This is a genomic window from Aquamicrobium lusatiense, assembly GCF_014201615.1.
GTDB classification, from domain to species: Bacteria; Pseudomonadota; Alphaproteobacteria; order Rhizobiales; family Rhizobiaceae; genus Mesorhizobium; species Mesorhizobium lusatiense.
On the sequence record NZ_JACHEU010000001.1, the window covers coordinates 2829865 to 2854863 of the forward strand.

General features: G+C 62.9%; 20 protein-coding genes. 13 read left to right on the top strand and 7 right to left on the bottom strand.

The window, feature by feature from the left end; genetic code table 11:
• Positions 1-326 precede the first annotated feature (326 nt).
• The 8 genes from HNR59_RS13585 (at position 327) to HNR59_RS13620 (ending at position 9526) form a co-directional block, all read left to right on the top strand.
• Positions 327-416 (top strand): potassium-transporting ATPase subunit F, encoded by a 90-nt coding sequence (locus HNR59_RS13585; protein WP_183831062.1) that lies wholly within the window; start codon positions 327-329, stop codon positions 414-416.
• Positions 417-542: 126 nt separating this feature from the next.
• Positions 543-2240: a potassium-transporting ATPase subunit KdpA gene (gene kdpA / locus HNR59_RS13590; protein WP_183831064.1), complete on the top strand. Its 1698-nt coding sequence runs from the start codon at positions 543-545 to the stop codon at positions 2238-2240.
• A 223-nt stretch (positions 2241-2463) separates the two neighbouring features.
• On the top strand, positions 2464-4536 hold the full coding sequence (gene kdpB, locus HNR59_RS13595) for a potassium-transporting ATPase subunit KdpB (RefSeq protein ID WP_183831067.1): 2073 nt from the start codon (positions 2464-2466) through the stop codon (positions 4534-4536).
• 75 nt (positions 4537-4611) lie between these two features.
• A complete protein-coding gene (gene kdpC, locus HNR59_RS13600) occupies positions 4612-5184 on the top strand; it encodes a potassium-transporting ATPase subunit KdpC (RefSeq protein WP_183831068.1) in 573 nt (190 codons plus the stop codon).
• A gap of 57 nt (positions 5185-5241) precedes the next feature.
• Positions 5242-7947 (top strand): DUF4118 domain-containing protein, encoded by a 2706-nt coding sequence (locus HNR59_RS13605; protein ID WP_183831070.1) that lies wholly within the window; start codon positions 5242-5244, stop codon positions 7945-7947.
• The gene (locus HNR59_RS13610; RefSeq protein ID WP_183831072.1) at positions 7944-8639 is read left to right on the top strand and encodes a response regulator transcription factor; all 696 of its coding nucleotides are present in this window, start codon (positions 7944-7946) and stop codon (positions 8637-8639) included. The genes HNR59_RS13605 and HNR59_RS13610 overlap by 4 nt, the downstream gene beginning before the upstream one ends.
• 47 nt (positions 8640-8686) lie before the next feature.
• Positions 8687-9136, top strand: a complete 450-nt coding sequence (locus HNR59_RS13615) for a PTS sugar transporter subunit IIA (protein ID WP_183831074.1) — start codon at positions 8687-8689, stop codon at positions 9134-9136.
• A gap of 168 nt (positions 9137-9304) precedes the next feature.
• Positions 9305-9526, top strand: a complete 222-nt coding sequence (locus HNR59_RS13620; RefSeq protein WP_183831593.1) for a ribbon-helix-helix domain-containing protein — start codon at positions 9305-9307, stop codon at positions 9524-9526.
• Between the two features lie 30 nt (positions 9527-9556).
• Here HNR59_RS13620 and HNR59_RS13625 read toward each other — a convergent pair whose 3' ends face one another.
• Complete coding sequence (locus tag HNR59_RS13625) at positions 9557-13375, bottom strand: AsmA family protein (RefSeq protein WP_183831076.1); 3819 nt, start codon at positions 13373-13375, stop codon at positions 9557-9559.
• Between the two features lie 191 nt (positions 13376-13566).
• Positions 13567-14976 (bottom strand): FAD-binding oxidoreductase, encoded by a 1410-nt coding sequence (locus HNR59_RS13630; RefSeq protein ID WP_183831078.1) that lies wholly within the window; start codon positions 14974-14976, stop codon positions 13567-13569.
• Between the two features lie 115 nt (positions 14977-15091).
• On the opposite strand from HNR59_RS13630, the gene HNR59_RS13635 reads away from it, so the two are divergent.
• On the top strand, positions 15092-15598 hold the full coding sequence (locus HNR59_RS13635) for a thioesterase family protein (RefSeq protein ID WP_183831080.1): 507 nt from the start codon (positions 15092-15094) through the stop codon (positions 15596-15598).
• Positions 15599-15660: 62 nt separating this feature from the next.
• Entirely contained in the window at positions 15661-15903 is a 243-nt protein-coding gene (locus HNR59_RS13640) for a hypothetical protein (protein ID WP_183831082.1), read from the top strand.
• Positions 15904-15963: 60 nt separating this feature from the next.
• Here HNR59_RS13640 and HNR59_RS13645 read toward each other — a convergent pair whose 3' ends face one another.
• Together HNR59_RS13645 and HNR59_RS13650 are read right to left on the bottom strand one after the other, a co-directional pair.
• Positions 15964-16212: a hypothetical protein gene (locus HNR59_RS13645; protein ID WP_183831595.1), complete on the bottom strand. Its 249-nt coding sequence runs from the start codon at positions 16210-16212 to the stop codon at positions 15964-15966.
• Between the two features lie 173 nt (positions 16213-16385).
• Positions 16386-18704, bottom strand: a complete 2319-nt coding sequence (locus tag HNR59_RS13650) for a glucose/quinate/shikimate family membrane-bound PQQ-dependent dehydrogenase (protein ID WP_183831085.1) — start codon at positions 18702-18704, stop codon at positions 16386-16388.
• 187 nt (positions 18705-18891) lie between these two features.
• Between HNR59_RS13650 and HNR59_RS13655 the strand changes: the two genes are divergently transcribed.
• Positions 18892-21540, top strand: a complete 2649-nt coding sequence (locus tag HNR59_RS13655; protein ID WP_183831087.1) for an ATP-dependent helicase — start codon at positions 18892-18894, stop codon at positions 21538-21540.
• A 136-nt stretch (positions 21541-21676) separates the two neighbouring features.
• Here the strand turns inward: HNR59_RS13655 and HNR59_RS13660 are convergent, their stop codons facing one another.
• Both HNR59_RS13660 and HNR59_RS13665 read right to left on the bottom strand, forming a co-directional pair.
• On the bottom strand, positions 21677-21964 hold the full coding sequence (locus tag HNR59_RS13660) for a hypothetical protein (RefSeq protein WP_183831089.1): 288 nt from the start codon (positions 21962-21964) through the stop codon (positions 21677-21679).
• A 48-nt stretch (positions 21965-22012) separates the two neighbouring features.
• On the bottom strand, positions 22013-22411 hold the full coding sequence (locus HNR59_RS13665; RefSeq protein WP_183831597.1) for a low affinity iron permease family protein: 399 nt from the start codon (positions 22409-22411) through the stop codon (positions 22013-22015).
• 267 nt (positions 22412-22678) lie between these two features.
• Between HNR59_RS13665 and HNR59_RS13670 the strand changes: the two genes are divergently transcribed.
• A complete protein-coding gene (locus HNR59_RS13670) occupies positions 22679-23854 on the top strand; it encodes a hypothetical protein (RefSeq protein WP_183831091.1) in 1176 nt (391 codons plus the stop codon).
• A gap of 124 nt (positions 23855-23978) precedes the next feature.
• Positions 23979-24347 carry a hypothetical protein gene (locus HNR59_RS13675; protein ID WP_183831093.1) on the top strand — a complete coding sequence of 123 codons (369 nt, stop codon included), beginning with the start codon at positions 23979-23981 and terminating at the stop codon, positions 24345-24347.
• A gap of 182 nt (positions 24348-24529) precedes the next feature.
• On the opposite strand, the gene HNR59_RS13680 is transcribed toward HNR59_RS13675, so the two are convergent.
• Positions 24530-24916 (bottom strand): hypothetical protein, encoded by a 387-nt coding sequence (locus tag HNR59_RS13680; RefSeq protein WP_183831095.1) that lies wholly within the window; start codon positions 24914-24916, stop codon positions 24530-24532.
• Positions 24917-24999 lie beyond the last annotated feature (83 nt).

Here is a 24999-nt window from a genome sequence, read left to right on the forward strand (position 1 = left end):
CATCTTTATGGAATGCTTATGCGTGGCGCCGGAATCTTTATCAGATTCCTATTATTCGAGGCCTTGTCCTCTCTCGAACCTATATGCGGTTCGCGTCCATATTGCCTGAAATTCCTCCTCCGGCACACGTGCCTGCGCCAGTGAGCGCTGGATGAATTGAAGTTGTGGCAGGCAAGGACGCGCGTCCTGCCTGCCATTGGTATCAACAGAAGATCCCGAGGCGAAAGCGATGGATATTCTTGTGCTGGCAATAGGGTTTGGATTTTTCGCGCTGATGTTTGGCTACATCAAAGTCTGCGAAAAGCTTTGATCGGGAGAATTCACCGATGACCATGGAATATTTCCTGGGTGCGGCAGTTGCCGCCTGCGTGACCGCATACCTGCTCTATGCCCTCGCTCGCCCGGAGCGCTTCTAGAGCACTCCGCAGTCAGACGTAGTCGTCTGACCTTGCATGAATGCGGTCAGGATTTGGGGGCTGGAGCGGCGTTCGTCTGAACGCCCGATGCTCCTGTCAGGGCAAAAGCTCGGAAAGCAACGATCGATGACAATAAACGGATGGATACAGATTCTGGTCTTTCTCGGGATCGCAATCGCGCTGGTGAAGCCGCTTGGCGGATACATCACGCGCGTCATGACTGGTGAGCGCACGATCCTCTCGACCATTTTCGGCCCCCTCGAGCGCGGCCTGTACCGCATTGCGGGAACGAGCGAGAAGGAGGAACAGCACTGGACGACCTATATGGCGGCCATGCTGCTCTTCAATCTGGCGGGCTTTGCGCTTCTCTATCTCTTGCAGCGTATACAGGGCGGACTGCCCTTCAACCCGGCCGGGATGGGGCCGGTCAGCGCCGACTCCTCGTTCAACACGGCGGTCAGCTTCATGACCAACACCAACTGGCAGGGCTATGGCGGCGAAACCACCATGAGCTACCTGACTCAGATGGCCGGCATCACGGTGCAGAACTTCGTGTCGGCGGCGGTCGGCATGGCCGGCGCCATGGCGATCATCCGCGGCTTTTCGCGCGCCTCCGTCAGAACCGTCGGCAACTTCTGGGTCGATCTGACCCGCAGCACGCTCTATATCCTGTTGCCGATCTGCATCGTCGGCAGTCTGGTTCTGGTGTGGCAGGGCGTTCCGCAGAACCTCAACCCCTACACCGTCGCCACGACGGTGGAAGGCGCCCGGCAGACGATCGCACAAGGGCCGGTCGCGTCGCAGATGATCATCAAGCATCTGGGCACGAATGGCGGCGGCTTCTTCAACGCCAACTCGGCCCATCCGTTCGAGAACCCGACGGCGCTGACCAACCTGATCCACATTCTGGCGATCTATTCGATCTCCTTCGCAATGCTGAACGTGTTCGGCCGCATGGTGGGCGATCAGAAGCAGGGCTGGGCGCTGCTTGGTGCAGTTCTCACCATCGTGGTGGCTGGCATCGGGGTCGTCTACTGGGCCGAAGCCGCCGGCAATCCGATCCTCCATGCGCTTGGCCTCGAAGGCGGGAACATGGAGGGCAAGGAAACGCGGTTCGGCATCGCGCTGTCCTCGCTCTTCGCCGTCGTGACCACTTCGGCCTCTACGGGCGCGGTCAACACCATGCACGACAGCCTCATGCCGCTGGGCGGCCTGGTGCCTCTCTTCAACATGCAGATCCCGCCGCTCGGCGGCATCGGCGCCGGCGTTTACGGCACCCTGATCTTCGCGATCCTGGCCGTCTTCATCGCCGGCCTGATGGTTGGTCGTACGCCCGAATATATCGGCAAGAAGATCGAGGCCCGGGAGGTGAAGATGAGCATCCTTGCGATGCTCGGGCCGTCGCTTGCCATTCTGGTCCTGACCGCGATCGCCGTCGTGGTTCCTGCTGGCCTGTCCAGCATCCAGGATGCCGGTCCGCACGGACTGAGCGAGGTTCTGTACGCCTTCACCTCAGGCGCCAACAACAATGGCAGCGCCTTTGCGGGCCTGAGCGCCAACACGCCCTTCTACAACATCGCCATCGGGCTCGCGATGCTGATGGGAAGGTTTTTGCTCATCGTGCCGGTGCTGGCCATTGCGGGTTCGCTGGCCGCCAAGAAGAGCGTGCCGGCTTCCACGGGCACGCTGCCGACCACAGGACCGCTGTTCATCGGCCTTGTCGTCGGCGTGACGCTCATCGTCGGCGGCCTGACCTTCTTCCCCGTACTGGCGCTTGGCCCGATTGTCGAGCACTTCGCCATGGTGGCGGGCCAGACCTTCTGAGAACCGTGGCAGCGGCCAGATGGCTGAGATCGATCGGATATGTCGTGAACCCCCGCTCCCGTTTCCGGAGCGGGGCAGGCCAGACAGCCGAAGGCAGCACGTCATTTTCGGCAGCGCGCAGGCGCTGCAGGCGTGGCGCTCCCTGCAAGGCTTATCCCTGAATTTGCTCGCGGCGGCGTGACCGAGCGGTTGGCCCCCAACAACAAACGCGCTGGAGTTTCTCATGAACCAGTCCAAATCCGCGAGCATGCTGGACGCTCGCATCCTCGTCCCGGCAGCCGGCGACGCCTTTCGGAAACTGAACCCGAAGAGCCTCGCTAGGAATCCGGTCATGTTCGTCGTCGCGGCGGTGTCGCTTCTGACGACGGTTCTGCTCGTGAAGGACATCGTGACGGGGGCCGAAAATGTCGGCTTTTCGTTGCAGATCGTGCTGTGGCTGTGGTTCACGGTGTTGTTCGCCAATTTCGCCGAGGCCGTAGCCGAAGGGCGCGGCAAGGCGCAGGCAGATTCGCTGCGGCGCACGCGCAGCGAAACCGAGGCGCGTCGCCTCGTGGATGCCGAGGGCCTGGAAGTCGAGTCGGTTCCGGGCACCAGCCTGAAGGTCGGCGATATCGTTCTGGTTTCCGCCGGCGAGATCATCCCTTCCGATGGCGAGGTGATCGAAGGCGTGGCCTCCGTCAACGAAGCCGCCATCACCGGCGAGTCCGCACCGGTCATCCGCGAGTCGGGCGGCGACCGCTCCGCCGTCACCGGCGGCACGCAGGTGCTGTCCGACTGGATCAAGGTTCGCATCACCGCGGCGGCAGGTTCGACCTTCATCGACAAGATGATCGCTCTCGTCGAAGGCGCCGAGCGCCAGAAGACGCCGAACGAGATCGCGCTCAACATCCTGCTTGCGGGCATGACGCTGATTTTCGTGCTCGCGGTCGTCACCATTCCGAGCTTCGCGGCCTATTCCGGCGGTATGGTTCCGGTGATCGTGCTGGTGGCCCTGTTCGTCACGCTGATCCCGACCACGATCGGCGCGCTGCTTTCGGCCATCGGCATTGCCGGCATGGATCGGCTGGTGCGCTTCAACGTCCTGGCCATGTCCGGCCGCGCGGTCGAGGCCGCCGGCGACGTCGACACGCTGCTGCTCGACAAGACCGGCACCATCACGCTCGGAAACCGTCAGGCCAGCGAATTCCGGCCCGTGCGTGGCGTCACCGAGTGGGATCTGGCCGATGCGGCGCAACTCGCATCGCTGGCCGACGAGACGCCCGAAGGCCGCTCGATCGTCGTGCTCGCCAAGGAAAGATACGGCATTCGCGCACGCGACATGGCGAGCCTGAACGCAACCTTCGTGCCCTTCACGGCGCAGACGCGCATGAGCGGTGTCGACGTTGACGGCACGTCGATCCGCAAGGGCGCGGTCGATGCGGTTCTCAAGCATGTGGAGCTTGCCACGGTCGCGACCGGCAGCACGCGTGCTTCCGCCGAAAGCGTCCGCGAACTGAAGGACATCTCCGACGAAATCGCCAGGGCGGGCGGCACGCCTCTTGCCGTGGTGAAGGATGGCCGCCTGCTCGGGGTCATCCATCTGAAGGACATCGTCAAGGGCGGCATCAGGGAAAGGTTCTCCGAGCTGCGCCGCATGGGCATCCGCACGGTGATGATCACCGGCGACAACCCGATGACAGCGGCCGCGATCGCGGCGGAAGCCGGCGTCGACGACTTCCTGGCGCAGGCGACGCCGGAGAACAAGCTGGCGCTCATCCGCGAGGAACAGGCCAAGGGCAAGCTGGTCGCCATGTGCGGCGACGGCACCAACGACGCCCCGGCGCTTGCCCAGGCGGATGTCGGCGTGGCCATGAACACCGGCACGGTCGCCGCCCGCGAGGCCGGCAACATGGTCGATCTCGACAGCGACCCGACGAAGCTCATCGAGATCGTCGAGATCGGCAAGCAGTTGCTGATGACGCGCGGCGCCCTGACGACGTTCTCTATCGCCAACGACATCGCGAAATATTTCGCGATCATCCCGGCGATGTTCCTCGTCTTCTATCCGCAGCTCGGCGCGCTCAACCTGATGGGCCTCGCTTCGCCGCAAAGCGCGATCCTCTCGGCGATCATCTTCAACGCTCTCATCATCGTCGCGCTGATCCCCTTGTCGCTCAAAGGCGTCAGATACCGTGCGATCGGAGCGGGCTCGCTGTTGTCGCGCAATCTCCTGATCTACGGGCTGGGCGGTATCCTCGTCCCCTTCGCGGGCATCAAGCTCATCGACATGGCGATCACCGCCGCGGGCCTCGCCTGAGGCGGGACCCGCAAAACAGGCAATCACTCCGCATCCTTGCTGTTGTTCAGCGGCGGATCATTCGGGAAAAACAAGATGCTCAAGCAAATCAGGCCTGCGATTTTCATGATCGTTGCCTTCACGATAATCACCGGGCTTCTCTATCCGCTCGGCATCACCGGGCTCGCGCAGGCACTCCTGCCCTTCCAGGCCAATGGCAGCCTCATCGAGCGCAACGGCACGGTCGTCGGCTCCGGGCTGATCGGTCAGCGGTTCACCGGCGAGCGCTATTTTCACCCGCGCCCGTCGGCGGCCGGTGCAGACGGCTACGATGCGGGCGCATCCAGCGGGTCTAACTACGGCCCCACCAGCCAGGCGCTGCGCGATCGCGTGGCCGCCGATACACAGGCTCAACGCGCCGCGAACGGCAACCAGGCTGTTCCCATCGATCTCGTGACGACCTCGGGCAGCGGGCTCGATCCGCACATCACGCCGGAGGCCGCCTACTTTCAGGTCGGCCGTGTCGCCAAAGCGCGGGGCGTCGACGAGGCCGCCGTGCGTGAACTGGTCGAGCGCCATGTCGAGCCGCGGATGCTGGGCTTCATGGGTGAACCCGTGGTCAATGTTCTCAGGCTGAACCTGGCGCTCGACGACGCCAATCTGTGCTGAACGAAGTTGTCAGGATGGCTATAATAGGCGTCCTGACCGTTGATCCGGAGCCCATGCGTGCCTGACGATCCCATACGAGAGCAGAACCGGCCATCGCCGGACGCGTTGCTGGAAAACGCCGAGCGTGAATCGCGCGGCCATCTCAAGATCTTTCTTGGGGCGGCGCCCGGCGTCGGCAAGACGTATGAGATGCTGATGTCGGGCCGCGCCCGGCGGGCGGATGGGGTAGATGTCGTCATCGGCGTGGTCGAGACACATGGGCGGGCCGAGACAGAGGCCTTGGTCGAAGGCTTCGAGGTCGTTCCCCGCCGAAATGTGCCCTATCGGGGGCATCTGCTTGACGAGATGGACATCGATGCCATCCTCGCGCGCAAGCCGGCGCTGGTTCTGGTGGACGAGCTCGCCCACACCAATGCGCCGGGGAGCCGCCATCCCAAGCGCTATCTCGACGTCGAGGAACTGCTCGCCAACGGCATCGACGTCTACAGCACGCTCAACATCCAGCATGTCGAGAGCCTCAACGACGTCGTCGCCCAGATCACGCGCATCCGGGTGCGCGAGACCGTCCCGGATTCGATTATCGACCGGGCCGACGACATCGAGATCATCGACATCACGCCCGGCGACCTGATCAAGCGCCTGAACGAAGGCAAGGTCTATCTTCCAGGGACCGCGAAGCGGGCGACGCAGAACTACTTTTCGCCAAGCAACCTGACGGCGCTGCGCGAACTCGCCCTGCGGCTTACCGCGCAGCGCGTCGACGATCAGCTCGTCACCCATATGCAGGCGCATGCCATCGCAGGCCCGTGGTCGGCCGGAGAGCGCGTGCTCGTCTGCATCGGCGATCAGCCGGGCGCCAGCGCGCTCGTGCGCTATGGGCGCAGGCAGGCCGATCGCCTGCGGGCGCCATGGGCCGCCGTTCATGTTGAAACCAGCAGGGACGCGCGCCTCGCAGAGGCCCGGAAGGATAAGATCGCCAATGCGCTGCGGCTTGCCGAGCAACTCGGGGCGGAAGCGGTCACCTTGCCGGGCGAGGACATCGCCCAAGAGATTCTGGCTTACGCCGCCGCCAACAACTACACCCACATTATTGTCGGCATGCCCACATCGCCGCGCTGGCGCGAGATTTTCGCGGGCTCGGTATCGCATGACCTCATTCGCGCCAGGACCGATGTGAGCGTCCATGTGATCTCGGCCAGCAGTGGCGAGGAGACCCGACCTTCCGCGGCTGCGGGCACAAAATCGGCAAGGCGCCCGGATCCCGGCCACTATCTGTGGAGCATGCTTTACGTCGCGATCGCGCTGGGCATCGGCACGGCGCTCTCGCGCTTTCTGGATGTGCGCAACATCGCGCTTGTCTTCCTCATGGCGGTTCTTGCCTCGGCCATGAGTGGCGGCCTCTGGCCCGCATTGTTCGCGTCGCTGATGAGTGCGTTCGTCTTCAATTTCTTTTTTCTCGAACCGCTCTACACGCTGGATATAGGCGATCCGGAAAGCGTCGTCGCATTCGCCTTTTTCCTCGGCGTCGCGGTTGTCGCCAGCAATCTCGCGGGCCGGGTCCAGCGGCAGGCCGTGACAGCGCGCCAGCGCGCCAAGGCCACCGAGGGGCTTTATCTCTTCAGCCGGAAGCTCGCCGGCGCGGGCACGCTGGAAGATGTTCTGTGGGCAACCGTCTATCAGATCGCTTCGATGCTGAAGGTCAGGGTGGTCGTGCTTCTGCCCGAGAACGGTCGTATCGCGGTTCAGGCAGGCTATCCGCCGGACGACACGCTCGACGATGCGGACATCGCTGCCGCCCACTGGGCCTGGGAGCATGACAAGCCCGCTGGCCGCGGCGCGGATACTCTGCCCGGGGCGAAACGCCTCTACCTGCCCCTGAAGACGGCGCGAACGCAGGTCGGCGTCATCGGTCTAGACAATGACAAGCAGGGCCCGGTGCTGACGCCTGCCGAGCAACGGCTGTTCGATTCCCTTGCGGATCAGGCAGCGCTTGCCATCGAGCGGATCCAGCTGGTGGCGGATGTCGACAATGCGCGCCTTGCCGCCGAGGCGGACAAGCTGCGCTCGGCGCTCCTGACCTCGCTGTCGCACGATCTCAAGACGCCTCTGGCGTCGATACTCGGATCTGCCGGCGCGCTGAGAGACTATTCGACCTCCCTCACCGAAACCGGGCGGGCCGAACTGTTGGCAACGATTGTCGACGAGGCGGAACGGTTGAACCGCTTCATTGCCAATCTCCTCGACATGACGCGGCTGGAATCGGGAGCGGCGGCGGTTTCGCTGACACCGCTTTTCGTCGGGGACAGCGTCGGAAGCGCCCTGCGGCGCGCTGAAAAAATCCTGCTCCACCACCGGATCGATCTTGCCGTGCCGCCCGATCTGCCGATGGTGCGGCTCGATCCGGTCCTGTTCGAGCAGGTGCTGTTCAACCTGCTCGACAACGCCCGCAAATATGCGCCAGCGGGATCGCTGATTTCGATCAGGGGGTGGGCGCAGGATGCCCATGTCATGTTGCAGATCATCGATGAGGGGCCAGGTATTCCGCCGGACGATCTCACCCGGATTTTCGACAGCTTCTATCGCGTACGCAAGAAGGATCATGTTCAGGCCGGAACCGGCCTCGGCTTGTCGATCTGCAGGGGATTCGTCGAGGCGATGGGCGGAACCATCACGGCGACCAATCGGTTTGACCGATCCGGCGCCATTTTTACCCTGCGGTTCCCGACCGGGCCGGAACCAGCGAATTTGGAAGGCAGGCCATGAGCACCACAGCGGTCAAGATACTGGTCGTGGATGACGAACCGCCGATCCGCAAGCTTCTGCGTGTGGGATTGACGGCGGAAGGCTATGCCATGGTCGAAGCAGGCAATGCGGAGCAGGCGGTTGCGCTTGTCTCCTCTGAAAAGCCGGATCTGATCCTGCTGGATCTGGGCCTGCCCGACATGTCGGGACATGATTTGCTTGAGCGGTGGCGGTCCGAACTCGTCGAATTGCCGATCGTCATCCTGTCGAGCCGCACCGATGAAACGGGCATCGTCAGAGCACTTGAACTGGGCGCCGACGATTACCTCACCAAACCCTTTGGCATGCGTGAACTGGCGGCGCGCATCCGCGTCGCTCTGAGGCACAGGCTCCAGCAGCATGGCGAACGACCGATATTCCAGACAGGTGATCTGAGCGTCGATCTGGTTAAGAGGATCGTCAGGGTCGCGGACAAGGAGATAAAGCTGTCGCCCAGGGAATATGACATCCTGCGCGTTCTCGTGCAGCACGCGGGCAAGGTCATCACCCATCAGCACATCCTGAAACAGGTGTGGGGCGGTGTGGCCGACGTCCAGTATCTGCGGGTCTATGTCCGCCAGTTGCGGCAGAAGATCGAGGCAATGCCCGATCAGCCGCAATACATCCTGACCGAAACAGGCGTCGGCTACCGTCTCCGTGAACCGGAACTGTGACCGGCTACGCTTGCCAACCTGCGAGTGCCTTCAACGTGAGTAATCCCATGAACCTGTCATCCGTCATCGCACCACAGGATGTGATCCTCGACCTGCCCGTCCCGACAAAAGCCGTCCTGATCAGAACACTGGCCGCCCACGCCGCCGCGCGCACGGGGCTTGAAGAGGACGTGATCCACACCGCACTGATGGGACGCGAAAAACTCGGCTCCACCGGAATCGGGAATGGCGTCGCCATTCCGCACGCACCTGTCGCGGGTCTCGACGCACCATTCGCCACCCTTGTGGTTCTCAGAAAGCCGATCGAGTTCGATGCCGTGGACGATCTTCCGGTCGATATCGTCTTCCTGCTGCTGTCCGGAGGGGAACGCACCAGCGAGTACCTCAAAATCCTCGCTGCCGTCGCACGCAAGACCCGCGATGAGCAGGTCCTCGGGCTGTTGAGAAGGGCCTCGTCTCCAGCCGAAGCTTTTTCGACGCTGACGGACAGCGCCTGACGTGGATCGGAGCGCGAAAAGCTCCGGATTCGTCACCCTCTATGGCAATTCCCGCAGAAGCACGAAGCAATTTTTGCGTTCGGAATTGTTTCAAAACAAACTGCCGTAGTGCTTCTGCGATTCGCAAAAAGCAGACCTGCTTCAGGAAAGCGGTTGAGAAGGATGCATATGGGTCTGGTGAAGAAGCGTTCCGTCACCATCAACGGACACCGGACGAGCTATTCGCTCGAAGAGCCGTTCTATGACGATCTCGTTGCCATCGCCGCCGCGCGCGGCATGACGCTTGCCGCGCTGGTGGCAGAGATCGACACCACACGCCCGAAGGCATCGAACCTGTCTTCGGCCCTTCGCCTTCACGTTCTGGAGTGGGTCAGGGTTCGGCGGGACTGAAACGGTCGATCCCGCAGCGTTTGCGCCTCCTTACCCACCTTCCAGTGAGTTCAGCAGGTTCTGCAAGTTGAATGGCTCAGCCTGCGGGCTTGAGGGCGCATTGTCATTGGCGGGGGGAGCCCCCGGCGATGGCTGCGGCCTGCCGGCCCTGCCCTCGGTCTCACGGCGGATGCGTTCCGCCTCGGCGTCGCGACGGACCCGTTCCGCTTCCGCCTCGCGCGCTTCCTGCTCGGCCCGCAACCGTGCTTCCCGCGCGGCGCGTTCGGCTTCTTCTCTCGCCCTTGCCTCTTCCTCGGCCTTCTGGCGCTCTGCTTCCTGCCGCAGGCGTTCCTCTTCCGCCGCGCGCGCGCGGCGTGCCTGCAAATCGGCATAATAGCGGGCTTCGCGGCGAAGACGCTGCTTTTCGAGCAGAGCCGCCTGCATCGCCTCCACCCGCTGTTGCTCCTGCTCCAGCGCACGCTGGGTGAGGTACTGTGCCAGCGGCGTGCTGTCGAAGCTCGCCGTCATGGCATCGAAAGCGCCGTCCACGGTGAAATTCAGCGTCGGCTCGGACCCGACCAGCGCGTCCTCGCCCGCAGCATAGGCAATCGAGCCCTGCGCATGCACGGTGCCTGCCGCCAGATTGGCGCTCAGATCCGCCGAAATTCCCGATGTTTGCGACTCCAGCCTGAGCGGCGGCGCGCGCAAAATGCCGTTCGCGAGCGTGAAGGCGACATCCGTGTCCTTCGCGGCAAAGCGCCCCTGCTTCGCAATGGTTCCCGCAAATTCCGCTGTGCGGCGCGCATCTATGTCGCGGCCGACAGCATCCGCAGCCTTCAGAAAAGCACCAAGCGCATCCGGGTTGAGACCGGAAATGGCAAGGCCCTTCAGCGAAGCCGTGCCGGAGCCAGAAAGCGACGTCATCATGCCGTCAACCGACTTGCCGCTGGTGGAAATCGTCGCCGAAAGATCAGTTCGGCCGCTGAGCCCCGCCCCCGGAAAGATGGTGGCGAGATCTGCGTCGGAAACCGCCATCTGGGCATTGAGCAGCCCGGTTCCCGCGGAATTCCTGATCTCGAACATGCCGCTCAGTGCACCGCCAAGCAGCCTGCCGTTGAGATCGGACACCCGCAATCCGTCATCATCCAGTTTCAGCGACATCGAAGCGTCATAAGCCGTCGCCATATGGCCGGCCATCAGCGCAGCAGCCGAAACGCTCATGTCGATAGCCGCCGGCGCGCGCGCGGTCGCAGCAAAGGGCGCTGTCGGCCACTCTCCGGAAACAGGCGCAAGTGCCTCGTCGCCGGTCAGCATGGCGACAAACGGATCGAGATAAAGCTCGTCGAGACTGATCTCGCCGGTCAGGCTGGGCTTGTCGCCCTTCATTTCGGCATTGATGTCGCCGGAAACCGCGGTCTCGTTGATGGCGCCCGAAAGCCCCTTCAAAATGAGGACGCCGCTGCCATAGTCGGCCTCCGCGCCAAGCGTGAGCGAGGTTCCCGTTCCCATGCCGGGCAGCGCCACGCCCGCCGTCATCAGCCATGGCTCGATATCGGCCGCTTCGAGGCTGGTGCCGCCCTTTATCGCCGGCCCCTGATCGTCAGCCGATACGGTGCCGTCAAAGGAAAGCCGGAAATCCTCGCCGGTGACGAGCGCCGTGGTGGCCATGCCGTTGCGCAGACTGCCATTGGCGGAAATATCGGCCACGCCCGGGCCCGTCAGCCCCAGCGGCAGGGCCGGAAGACCCGCGAGCGCCATCAGCGCCGTCGCATCGTCGTTGCGAATGCCGAGCGTGACGGAAAGCGGCGAAAGGAGCAGATCCTTCGCCTTCGTTTTCATGGAAAGGCTGGCGGAAAAAACAGACCCGCCAGCGGACCCCTGCGCCGAAACGGCGATGCCCCGGTCACCGTCATTCTCGCCCGCGGCACTCATCACGGCATCGATGCGCGCATCTTCCAGCAGGCCCGGATAGTTTTGCACACGCTGCGCCAGTCCCGCGATGACGGCCCCGGCAATCACGGAGTTGTCGCCATGAGTGCCGGCCAGCGCCTCCACCAGCGGCGCAAGGTCGACCGCCACCACCGAAACATCGACTTTTCCTGCCGGTTTCTCCGGAAAACCGGAGAGCCGGCCAGTCGCGCTGAGGGATGCCCCGGCAAGATCGTCCAGCGCCAGCCGGTCCACCTCCAGAACGTCGCCGCGCAGGCGAAGTGCCGTCTCGGCCTTTTGCGCAGAGAGGCCCCACGCTTCCACCGGCCCCGCTTTCAGGTCGAGATCCAGATCCTGCCCGGCAAAGCGATTGTCGCCCCCAGTGCTGACGAAAATCGAAGCAAAGGCGGAAAGGCTCTCAATGTCCAGCGCACCTCCCTGAAGCGCGAGGGCCATCGAGGAACGCGCATCGCCCGGCTGCGCCGCCTCGATCGTGCCAGCGAATTTTGCTCCGCCCAGCACCAGTTCGAGATCGCTGAATTTCTGCCGCGAACGGGTCAGGTCGACATTGGCGCTGAAGCCTGCCGCGGGAAGACGACGAACCGCATCGTCCACGTCGCTGGCGAGCCACGCCGCAAAGCCTGACGGCTGGGCGACGGCGAGCAGCATCCTGCCCCGGAAGCCAATGGCATCGCCGGTGGCGAGCAGGCCGCTGGACTCGAATGTGGTGCGGCCGGGCAAGGTCGCGGCCAGCGAATGGATGGTCCAGCCCCCGTCGGCAGGCTCGGCGGAGACACGGACATCGCGAATGGTCGTATCGCCCGCCACCACGGCCGGCAGCTGCACTTCGACGGAACCGGGGATCGTCGGACGAGGCAGGCGGCGCAGCGCCTCTTCCAGCCCGGCAAGGCGCGCCTGCGCGTTCGACGCGGTTCCGGTTTCGCCGGACACCGCCTCGTCAAACTGAACCTGCGCGCCCGACGCCTCAATGCGAAAACGCGGTTCTTTGCCGAAATCGAGTGAGGCCGTTCCATCAGCCGAATAAGGACTTTCCACCGGCCCCGTCTCGAAACGGAATTCTTCGATTGAAAGCCGGGTATGGTTGAGCTGGAACGTGCCGCTGGCGCGATAACCGGGCACGGCCTTTGCCGGGGTGAGCGAAACCATCTCGCCATCGCCTCCCCTCAGTTGCGCCGGCTGGGCTGCATCCTCGGTCAGCCGGAACTGGCCGGCATAGGTGAGAGCGCCATTGCTGATGCGCGCGTTGCCGTCGCTTTCCATCGTCGCGGCATAATCCTGCGGCCGGGCCCTCAGCCGCAGCCGCATCTGGCGGTCATCACCGGCGCGCCCGGTGGTCGCGGAAATTTCCGTCGGCAATCCATCGAAAACGAGATTGCCATCGACGCGCCACGGACCAAGCAGAGATTTTGCCGAAACACTGGCGTTGATGCCCGAAACTTCATGGACGCGCCCGCCCGGACCATGCCGCAGTTCCACCGCACCGTCTGTGACGGTCAGCTTCTCGATCGCGATCTGGCCCGCATCGAATGGCGACGACGGCCGCACCGCCCAGTCAATCGTCCCGTCGTCGGCAACCGCGATTACAGCTCTCGGCCGCTCCAGACGCATGTCGAAGATCAGCACCTCGCCGCGCAGGAACGGCGCCAGTTCGGCATCCATGGAGAAGGTGTCGACGGCCATCGCCTGCTGGCCATCCGCACCGCCTGACACGACGACATCGGTGAACGTCACCGACGGAAACGGCAACAGCCTTGCCCTTGCATCGCCGCGAACCGTCACCTTGCGGCCGAGAATGATGCTGGCCTCCCGCTCGAACGCGGCACGATAGCCGGTCCAGTCGATGAAAGGCGGCACCGCCAGCGCTGCAAGCAGCACCAGAACCACCAATCCGCCGATGATCACGAACAGTCGTGCGAGCATGTCCTCACTGCAAATCCAGAGGGTGGACCGATCCTATCCCGATATCGATGACGATAAAGAGGCAATACCGCACCTGCGCTTCCGGCGTCCTGGAGCATTCCGGTGAAAAAAGAATCGCCCGCAATGCTCCATCTCTTTGTTTTTACGCAATTCCGGACGCAAAACCGCTGCGCACTTTTGCTGGAATTGCTCTAACCCGCGATCATCTTGCCGGGATTGAAGATATTGTCCCGGTCGAGCGCCTTCTTGATGGTGCGCATGACATCGACGCCGTGGCCATGCTCGCGGCGCATGAAGCCGGACTTCCCCTGCCCGATGCCGTGCTCGCCGGTGCAGGTTCCCTCCATGGCGATGGCGCGCTCGTTGAGGCGCGCGACGAAAGCCTCGACCTTCGCCACCTCGTCGCGATCTTCGGGATCCATCAGAACCAGCGTGTGGAAATTGCCGTCACCGGCATGGCCGACGATGGGTGCGACAAGGCCGTTGGCCTCGATGTCGGCCTCGGTCTCGGCCACGCATTCGGCGAGCCTTGAAATCGGCAAGCACACGTCGGTGGAAAGCCCCTTCGCGCCGGGCCGCAGCACGAACGAAGCCCAGTAGGAATCGTGACGGGCCTTCCACAGCTTGTTGCGCTCTTCGGCCACCGTGGTCCACATGAAGGGGCCGCCCTGCTGTTCTTCCGCGATCATCGCGAACAGTTCGGCCTGCTCCGCCACGCCAGCATCGCTGCCGTGGAATTCGAGGAACAGGCAAGGGCTTTCGGGATAATCGAGCTTCGAATAGGTGTTGATGGCCTTCATCTGGAGCGCGTTGACCAGCTCGATCCGCGCCACGGGAATGCCCATCTGGATGGTGGCGATCACCGCCTGACAGGCCGCCTCAAGCGTCGGGAACGGGCACACGCCGCCCGAAATGGCCTGCGGAATGCCGTGCAGGCGAAGCGTCAGCTCGGTGATGACCCCGAGCGTGCCTTCCGCGCCAACCAGCAGCCGGGTGAGATCGTATCCGGCCGAACTCTTGCGCGCCCGGCCAGCCGTGCGCACCACCTCGCCATCGGCCATCACCGCCTTGAGCGAGAGCACCGCCTCGCGCATGGTGCCATAGCGCACCGCGTTGGTGCCGGAAGCGCGCGTCGAGGCCATACCGCCGAGCGAGGCGTTGGCGCCCGGATCGATGGGGAAAAACAAGCCCGTATCGCGCAGATGGCGGTTGAGGTCCTCGCGCGTCACGCCGGGCTCCACCACGCAATCGAGATCCTCGGCATGGACGGCCAGAATGCGGTTCATGCGCGAGGTATCGAGCGAGATGCCGCCACCCGGCGCGTTGACATGCCCTTCCAGCGACGTTCCGGTTCCGAACGGGATCAGCGGCACGCGATGGGCCGCGCAGGCCCGCACGATGGTCTGCACCTCTTCGGTATTTTCAGGGAAGACGACGCCATCCGGCATCTGATTCGGCAGATAGGTGGTGGTATGGCCATGCTGCTCGCGAATGGAGTTGCCGGTCTGGAAGCGGTCGCCGAACGCATTGCGCAGAATTTCCAGCACCTGCGCGATGCCTTGTTCGTTGCGTTCCACCACAATCATATCGCCAAGAGCCATGGTTTCTCCTTAATCAGGACAGGCAAGGCCACCGGCTTGCTCTTTGGCGTGGCCCGCAAATAGGATTGGTGATCTGCTTTTCACGCCGATTTGTCCAGCAGCGCAAGGACCTTTCATGCCCCTTTCTTCACCCTTCGTCTCCGGCACCATGGAGATCGAGAAAAACTGGATCGACTATAACGGCCATCTGAACATGGCCTACTACAACGTGCTGTTCGATCGCGGGGCGGAAGAAGTGCTCGACCTGCTCGGCATCGGTTCCGCCTATGCGGCGGAGCGCAGGCACACGATCTACACGTCCGAAATCCATGTCTGCTACGTGCGCGAGCTGCATTTGGGCAGTCAGGTGAAGGTGAGCTTCCAGTTGCTGGACTCCGACGAAAAGCGCCTGCACGCCTATCAGGAAATCCGCCATGTCGACGGCTGGCTGGCGGCGACTTCGGAAAGCATGTCGCTGCATGTCAACATGGAAGGTCCGCGCGTTGCGCCCTTTCCGGAAGATGTGGCGGCAAAAGTGGCGGCATTCCAGGACGCCCACCGTCATCTCCCCCGGCCCGAGCGTGCAGGCCGCACCATAGGCATCCGCAGGCGCGGCAACGCCGATATTAACCTTAAGAAATGAATAAGGGTGGATAGGCTGCCTGCTCCGTTGCAACGAATCGCGCCAGCAGCCAATCAGTCTGTATGGCTACGCAGAACAACCTGCCGCCTTCTGTCGAAAAGGCTGGCACAGCACGCAGCGTGAAAATGGAAGCCGAAAGGCTGGCCGCCGACCCGCGCGTGTCGGACTATGACTTCTGGCGGTCTCTGCGAAATGTCGACAACCGTATTTTCGAGATTTCAGCGAAGGGCCAGCCTATCCCCTTCGACATGGTGCGCTGGCGCGCCATTCTCAAGCAGGCCCGCTCACGGCGTGGCTACGCCTGAATTTTCCGGCCGGTACTCTTAAAAAATCAAAATCTTACGCCTGATTTCCGATTCAGAATATCAGAAAGCGTAGGCGATGGTTGAGGCCACGCCCATGACGGCGGCAACCACGATCAGGAAGGCATAGACGCGCGGAAGATCGAACAGGATCGCATAGCCGGCGATGTAGGCCGAAAATGCAGCACCCAGCGCCAGCAGAAAGCCATTCCGGTCACCGACAACCAGATTGGCCGCCATCAGCCCGCCAAGAAGCAGCGCTCCGAACACGATGATGACCGCAATGCCGGCCTTGTCGAAATTATCGTCCATCATTCATTCCCTGCAATCACTCGCCACATCCGGGACGATTCCGGAACAGCCATTGGCTACAGACTTAACCGAGCAAGCGGAAGGGGCAAGGGTAAACTGACCCCTGCCCTTGTGAGAAATCGGCAACTGTGGATTTAGGGAGACGGTTCGCCGTCTCCCCTGCTGTTGCCGGCCTACTGCTTCGGCAATGTCCACGCCATAACGTAATCGCCTGCCCTGGTTCCGATCGAGCCGTGGCCGCCGGCCACGATCAGAACGAACTGGCGTCCGTCCTCCGTCGTGTAGGTCATCGGGGTGGATTGTCCGCCCGCCGGAAGGCGCGCCTTCCACAACTGCCTGCCGCTGGTAAGGTCGTAGGCGCGCAGATAATCGTCGACGGCCGCGCCGAGGAAGGCAACGCCGCCCGCGGTGATGATCGGCCCGCCGATGCCCGGAACGCCCACCTTGAGGGGAAGCGGCAGCGGGGTCATGTCGTAGACCGTGCCGTTGCGGTGCTTATAGGCGATCTTGCCGGTGCGCAGGTCCGCACCCGCCACATAGCCCCATGGCGGCGACTGGCAGGGAATGCCGAGCGGCGACAGGAACGGTCCCATGATCACGGCATAGGGCGCACCTTCGTTGCGGTTGAGCCCCTGCTCGCTGCCGCGTGCCTCGGCATCGGCCGGTGGCACCTGATCGCGCGGAACGAGTTGCGACTTGAAGGCCAGATAGGTCGGCATGCCGAACATCACCTGCCTGACCGGATCGACCGCCACGCCGCCCCAGTTGAAGGTGCCGAAATTGCCGGGATAGACAAGCGTTCCCTGAACCGAAGGCGGCGTGTAGCGCCCCTCGTAGCGTAACCTTGCGAACTCGATGCGGCAGGCAAGCTGGTCGAACGGGCTGACGCCCCACATGTCGGCACCTGTTAGCGGCTTCGGCATGAAGGTCAGGTCCGACACGGGCTGCGTCGGCGCGGTGAAATCGCCTTCGATCGCCCCGCCCGGAGCCGGCACCTCATTGACCGGAATGACCGGTTCGCCGGTTTCCCGGTTCAGCACATAGATGTCGCCCTGCTTGGTCGGGCCGACCAGCGCCTTGACCGTCCCCGCATCCGTGGTGAGATCAATGAGCGATGGCTGCGCCGGCACGTCCATGTCCCACAGGTCATGATGCACCGTCTGGCGCACCCAGCGCACCCTGCCGGTGTCGAGATCGAGTGCGGTGATCGAGGACGAATATTTTTCCACATGTTCGCTGCGGCCCATGCCGAGTTGGTCCGGAGTCTGGTTGCCGAGCGGCACATAGACCAGCCCAAGCTCCTCGTCGGCGCTGGCTGTCGACCACATGTTGGGCGAGTTCGCCGTATAGGTCTCGCCGTCGCCGAGCGGTTCGGTGCGATCGGGATTGCCCGGATCCCACGCCCACACGACAGCGCCCGAGCGCGCGTCGAAGGCGCGGATCACGCCGGACGGCTCTTCCGTGGAGTAATTGTCGTTGACCGCACCGCCCACGATGATCTTGTCGCGCGCGATCAGCGGCGCCGAGGTCGAATAATAGTAACCCGCCTTCGGATACGGCATGTGCTCCATCAGGTCCACGGTGCCGGCATTGCCGAATGACGGACAGATCTGGCCGGTTGCCGCATCGAGGGCGATGAGGCGCGCATCGGAAGTCGGCAGGTAGACGCGTTCCGCACAGGCTTCGCCGGCAGCGATCGACGCATCCTTGTAATAGGAAACGCCGCGGCAGGTCTGGTGCTGGCGCTGGTTCTCCGGCCCGATCTGCGGATCGAAGCGCCACTTTTCCCTGCCCGTCGCCGCGTCCACGGCAATTGCGAGGTTGTGCGGCGTGCAGATGTAGAGATTGTCGCCGATCTTGAGCGGCGTCACCTGATAGGTGGTTTCAGTGACGTCGCTGGGCAGGCGCACATCGCCGGTCTGGTAGGTCCAGGCCAGTTCAAGCTTGTCGACATTCTCGACCGTGATCTGGTCCAGCGGCGAATAGCGCTGACCATAGGGACTGCGCCCGTAGAAGTGCCATTCACCCGCCGGGAAGTTTGCGCCAAGGGCGCCCTCCGGCGTCACCTTGTCCGTCGGCAGGGTTCCGGCCATGTCGTAGGGATCGGTGGTCATGGAATATCCGGCGACGCCGAGCGACGCCAGAACCACGAGGATCAGCGGCGCACGGCCGTCCGTGCCGGAAAGCCTGCTCCAGATGACCGGCATCAGCAGCCAGATGGCAAGCAGCACGAGCAGGCCACCGCGGGCGCCGAGCGACCACCAGTCAAAGCCTGTCTCCCATATGGCCCACACGAGGGTCGCCAGCAGGAAGGCGGCATAAAGCCAGAGCGCGGCCATGCTGCGCCGGTAGAGCAACCACGCCGCAATCAGGAAAACAACGCCGGCAACGGCATAATACCAGCTGCCGCCAAGCGTGATGAGCCATACGCCCCCTACACCAAACCAGGCGCCGAACAAGGCGAACAACAGTGAAGTGATGATGATGGCCAAAGCTGATCCCCCAACTTCGAGTGCCGAAATGAGTAATCAGGGATAATGGCGCGGGCGCCGCAATGTTCCCTCCATCGACAGGCTTTCCTTGCAGGCGCGCGCCGACAGGGCTAAGCCATGCTCTGAAAACAGAACAAAACGGCGACACTTCTGGTCTTTCGGGACCGAATCACTACATTCGGGAACAATGTCCGGCTTTTCCGACGATATGCCCTTCTTCGATGAACCGGGCGCGAGACCTCCGGCTGCCTCCGGCAGCGCCGGTGCGCCGTCCGGTATCGCCGCGCGTGCCATGGCCGCGCGACAGGCGCAGAACGGCCCGCCCGACTATCTCAAGGGGCTCAATCCCGAACAGCGGCAGGCGGTGGAAACCACCGAAGGGCCCGTGCTGGTTCTGGCCGGCGCCGGCACCGGCAAGACGCGCGTACTCACCACCCGCATCGCCCATATCCTTGCCACCGGCCGCGCCTTCCCCTCGCAGATCCTTGCCGTGACCTTCACCAACAAGGCCGCACGCGAGATGAAGCAGCGCATCGGGCTGCTGGTCGGCGAAGCGGTCGAAGGCATGCCTTGGCTCGGCACCTTCCACTCCATCGGTGTAAAGATATTGCGCCGCCATGCGGAACTGGCCGGCCTGCGCTCCGATTTCAGCATTCTCGACACCGACGACGTCATCCGTCTCATCAAGCAGCTCATTCAGGCCGAAGGTCTGGACGACAAGCGCTGGGCGCCACGCACCTTCGCCCAGATGATCGACGGCTGGAAGAACAAGGGCCTCGGCCCGGAAGAAATTCCCGAGGGGGATGCGCGTTCGTTCGGCAACGGGCGCGGCCGCGAGCTCTACCGCGCCTATCAGGAGCGGCTGACGACGCTGAACGCCTGCGATTTCGGCGACCTGCTCCTGCACCCGATCCGCATCTTCCGCGCCCATCACGACATTCTGGCCGAATACCACAAGCGCTTCCGCTACATTCTGGTGGACGAGTATCAGGACACCAACACCGCGCAATATATGTGGCTGCGCCTTCTGGCCCAGCGCCCGCGCACCAGCTCTGCCCAACCGGCCGAAGGCCGAGCGCGGCGCGACGGTGCGCCGGGCGACGTTTCTCCCGCCCCAGCGGAGGGCCAGCCGCCGCAGGCGGCGGTGCGGCCCGTGAGCGAAAACAAAGTCAACATCTGCTGCGTCGGCGATGACGACCAGTCGATCTATGGCTGGCGCGGCGCGGAAGTGGACAACATCCTGCGCTTCGAGAAGGATTTTCCGGGCGCGACAGTGATCCGGCTCGAGCGCAACTACCGCTCCACCGCCCATATCCTTGGCGCTGCCGCCCATCTCATCACCCACAATGAAGGCAGACTCGGCAAGACCCTGTTCACGGACAGCCCCGATCCTGACGATCCCAAGGTCAATGTCCATGCCGCATGGGATTCCGACGAGGAGGCCCGCGCCATCGGTGAGGAGATCGAGGCGTTGCAGCGCAACAGCCATGTGCTCAACGACATCGCCATTCTGGTGCGCGCCTCCTTTCAGATGCGCTCCTTCGAGGATCGCTTCATCGAGATCGGCCTGAACTACCGCGTCATCGGCGGCCCGCGCTTCTATGAGCGGCAGGAAATCCGCGACGCCATGGCCTATATGCGTGTCGTGGCCAATCCGGGCGACGACCTCGCCTTCGAGCGCATCGTCAACGTGCCGAAGCGCGGCCTTGGCGAAGCCGCCATCCGTCAGGTGCATGACACGGCCCGCGCGCTTGGCGTGCCGATGCTGCAGGCGGCCGCCACGCTTGCCGAAAGCGACGAGCTGAAGCCGAAGCCTCGGGCAGCGCTGCGCGAGGTCGCCGCCAATTTCGCGCGCTGGCAGGATCTGCTGGAAACCACCCCGCATACGGAACTGGCCGAGACCATCCTTGAGGAAAGCGGCTACACCGACATGTGGAAGAACGACCGTTCGGCCGATGCGCCGACGCGGCTCGACAACCTCAAGGAGCTGATCCGCTCCATGGAGGATTACGAATCCCTGCGCGCCTTCCTCGAACATGTCGCGCTGGTCATGGATGCCGACAAGAACGAGGATCTCGACGCCGTTTCGCTGATGACGCTCCATTCGGCCAAGGGGCTTGAGTTCGAGACCGTGTTCCTGCCCGGCTGGGAGGAAGGCCTGTTCCCGCACCAGCGCGCACTCGATGAAGGCGGCCGCTCCGGCCTCGAAGAAGAACGCCGCCTCGCCTATGTCGGGCTCACGCGCGCCAAGCGCAACCTGCACATCTGGTTCGTCTCCAACCGGCGCATCCACGGCCTGTGGCAATCCACAATCCCCTCCCGCTTCCTCGACGAGTTGCCGGAGGCCCATGTCGAGGTGAGCGAAAGCGGCTCGGGCTTTGGCGGCTATGGCAATCCCTATGGCGCCTCGCGCTTCGACAATATCGGTTCGCCCACCGGCGGATATGCCAAGCGCGGCGATCAGGGCGGCAGCGGCGGTGCCTTCTCCAATACCTATGCGACACCCGGCTGGCAGCGCGCCCGCCAGAACCGCACGGAAGCGACAAGCCGCAACTGGGGCACGCGCTCGGGCCATGCGGTCGAGCGCATCGGCTATGGCGAGGCCGATTCCGGCTATGGCGCGGGGCGTGGTTCGGTGAAAAGCCGCACCATCGAAGGCGAGCTGGTGGCGAAGTCGGTCGCGGACACCCCATCCGCTTTCAGCGTCGGCGACCGCGTCTTCCATATGAAATTCGGGAACGGCAACGTCTCGGCTGTCGAAGGCAACAAGCTGACCATCGATTTCGACCGCGCCGGGCAGAAAAAGGTTCTGGACAGCTTCGTCACCGCGGCCTGACGCGCCGCGTATCGGCAACGGCTCGTTTTGGACCCTGGAGCATCGGACCGGAAAGTGTAACCCGGTTTTCGGTTATTCCGATGCTCTATCAATAACTTAGATCGTCCTTCGTGCGTCCGAATGGACGCAAGGCGATCTATGTCCGGCTGCGCATCGCCTTGAGCTTTTCGGCGGCGGATGCGGCGAGGTCGTCGAAGCGTTCTTCCAGTTTTTCCGCCGCCTCGATCACGGAGAAGTCGTGGCCGAACTTTTCCAGCGTCTCGCGCAGGCCCTCGACGAATTCCGCCTGCTTGTCGAGTTCGTCGAACAGCGCTCTTACCTGCGCTTCGGTGACATGCGGGTTGCCAAGAATTCCCGGCACTTCACGGGCCATCCTTTCGCCGGTTTCGGTCTGTTTGCGCAGGATTTCAATCCAGTCTGCCACGGTGTTCCCTTGTTGTAGCCGGCAAGCATGACTGCCTGAACGAAAAGGTCAATCTCCGGCCCGCTGCTCTCCCTTCTTCCGTGCCCGCCCGCCAGAACGATTCACGGCCCGCTCACAGGCCCTGCGGATCTTCTCGACCTCGGTTTCGGTCAGATGCTCGATGCCGATGAAACGGTTGTTGGCCTTGCTGATCCGGATAAGCTCATCCAGCTTCGCCTGCATGGCCGCGCCGTCCCTGTTTTGGGTGTTCTGGATCAGGAACACCATGAGAAAGGTGATGATCGTCGTGCCTGTGTTGATGATGAGCTGCCATGTATCCGAAAAGCCGAACAACGGGCCGCTCACCGCCCAGATGATGACGACGGCCACACAAAGAATGAAAGTCATAGGCATGCCGGTGACATAGGCCACGGCATTGGCTGCCCTTGTGAAGGGTTTTTCCAGCATGTCTGGTCCTCGCTTGACGAAACAACCGTCGCGCATGGCGATAGGTTCCACACCGTGCAGCACACAACCATTTACAACTTTAAGATGAAATTTTAAAAACGGCATCTTAGACACGCAGTCGCATCATCGTCCATGCAGGCAATGATGCCTGCTCCTTCCGCTTCAGCGGAACCTCCGGCCCCTTCCGCTTCGCCACCCCCGCACGGCGGAAGGGGTCCCGGAACCGGGAGAAGCAGGATGGCGAAGAGGCCGAAGCGGAGGCGGCAATTGACCCATACGGTTTCCTTTCCCGCGCTGGCTCTTGCTCTTCCCGCCCTTGGCCTCTCCTGCCCCGCGCTGGCGGAGCAGGCAGGCCCAAAAATTTCCGCATCACTCGAACGCCACTGGACCAGCAATGCGCTGGACAGCGAATTCGCGATCGCCGACTGGTACACGCTGTTGCGTGGCTCGTTGCGTCAGGATGTGGGCGATGACGAAGCCAACGCCGGCATCGCGGCCGAATTTCAGCTTACGCGCCATGACCGCATCGTGATCGAGGACGATCGCAGCATCGCCGCCTCGGCGCATGCCTTCCGCCGCATCTCGCCAACGCTGGAACTGCGCGGCACGCTGACTTATTCGGCAGTCAGCAAGGGCGACCATCTGGAGATCGGCCCTGTTGCGATCGGCACAAGGGCTCTGAAGCAGGTTGCGGCCGCACAGGCGCAGGCCGGCATCGCGCTGGATGAAGCCACTGCGCTGGTCATCGACGTCTCGAACGTTTTCGAAACGACAGGCCGCACGCATTTCGAGGAAGGCATCATCGGGCCGGCGCGGCTCGATCCCGATGTCAACAAGGTCAGGCTTGCCGCGCGCGTCATGCGCACGATTGGCCCCGTTGCCGTCGGTGGATCACTTTCAGCGCTGTTTGCCTCGGTCGAGAAGCTCGGTTCGCCGCCCGTGGCGCTGTCCTACGCGCTCTACGGCGCACAGGGTCAGCTCGAAATGCGCACCGAAGCGGGAATGACGGTTGGACTGGCATTGGGCGCGGAATCCCTGCGCGGCGCGCACGGCATCTATTCAGGTATCAGACCTGCATGGCAGGTGAAGGCCGCACTGCCCCTGCCCCGTGATTTCGAACTGCGCGGAAGCTGGTTCGGACGCTACGAAACAGGAGACAGCGACGACCCGCTCGCCTCATGGCTTCATCGGGCGGAAGCGGAACTCGGCTGGAAAGCCACGGAACGGCTTGCCCTGTCGGCCGGTGTCTATCGCGAGGTGAAGCAGAACCTGCTGATGGAAAACGAGGAACGTGGCAGCGGCTTCTATGCCGAGGCCAGCTATGCTTTCAGCAAGCCCCTCAGCGCCGTTTTCCGGGTGGACGTTACCAGAACCTTCAAGACGATCCTCGACATCCGCGAGCGAACAACCGACGTCTTCCTGGGTCTGCGGGCGCAAATATAGCTAAGGCGGAAGCGTCCGTTCGCATGCTCGAATCCTATCCCGAAAATACTCGTAAAGATTGTATTTGATTCAACCCTTAATTGGTATCATCCTGTGACGCCATCATAACACAGGGGAGGATGACATGTGGCGTACCGTGCAGCTCAAGTCAGACTACAGCGGGTGGGAGGAACTGGGAACCGGTGCAACTTTGCCGCAAAGCAAGGCAGCCGCCGGAAACGTCGAGGGAGACGATGTCTATCATTTCTGGGACGGCGAGATCGCCCATGACGAGGCTGGTTCCCTCGCCATTCTGGACGAGGTCAACCGGGCGAACGGCGGGCGCGTTTCGATGATGACGATCGGAGCGGATATCTCCACCGCCAGGGCAACCCCGAAGTCATGTCCGGGAAACTGCTTCTGTGTCATCGCCCATGGCACGCGGCGCTGCGAAACCCAGTATTGCAACGACCGGGGCATCTGCTGGTGGGTGCCGTGCGGCGTGAAGTGCTGATCGCCTGAGGCTAAAAGCAATCTTTGGGCGGCGATCCCGGCGATCTGCCGCTCCGGATTGAGCAGCACCCCAGCCGTGGGATGCTGCCTGCGCATGATTGCGCGAAAACACATAACGGAATGCGGGCAGGAAGGACGCGAACCCTCCTGCCCGCCGCCGGATCCGGAATCCGACTTGTTGGGTCAGCGGCGCTTCTTCACGGAGTAGGACGAATTGCCGTTGCCGCTGTTGTAGTTGTTGCCGCTGTTGTCGGTGTAGCTGTTGCCACCGCCGGCGATGCCGACGGGCGAGTTGGCCGAGCCTGCGCCGACGCCCAGAATGCCGAGCCCGATGCCGCTCAGGATGCCATTGCCGAGCACGGTGTTGTTGCCGGACAGGATCGGCGACTTGTTGAGAATGGAAAGGCCGTTCAGCAGCTTGATGTCGCCGAGCGCCACGGCCGGCGCCACATTGATCAGACCGCCACTGGAATTGTTGTTGTTGCCTTTGGAACCCCATCCGCCGGCATGAGCACTGACTGCGGTGAAAGAAACGACTGCGGTTGCAAGAATAACGGTGAACTTGTTCATGACACTCTCCTCTGTTGTTCCGTTTGTACTTGCGCCTCAGATGAATACCTCCGATATCAGGATATGAATTTCGGAAAGAAACA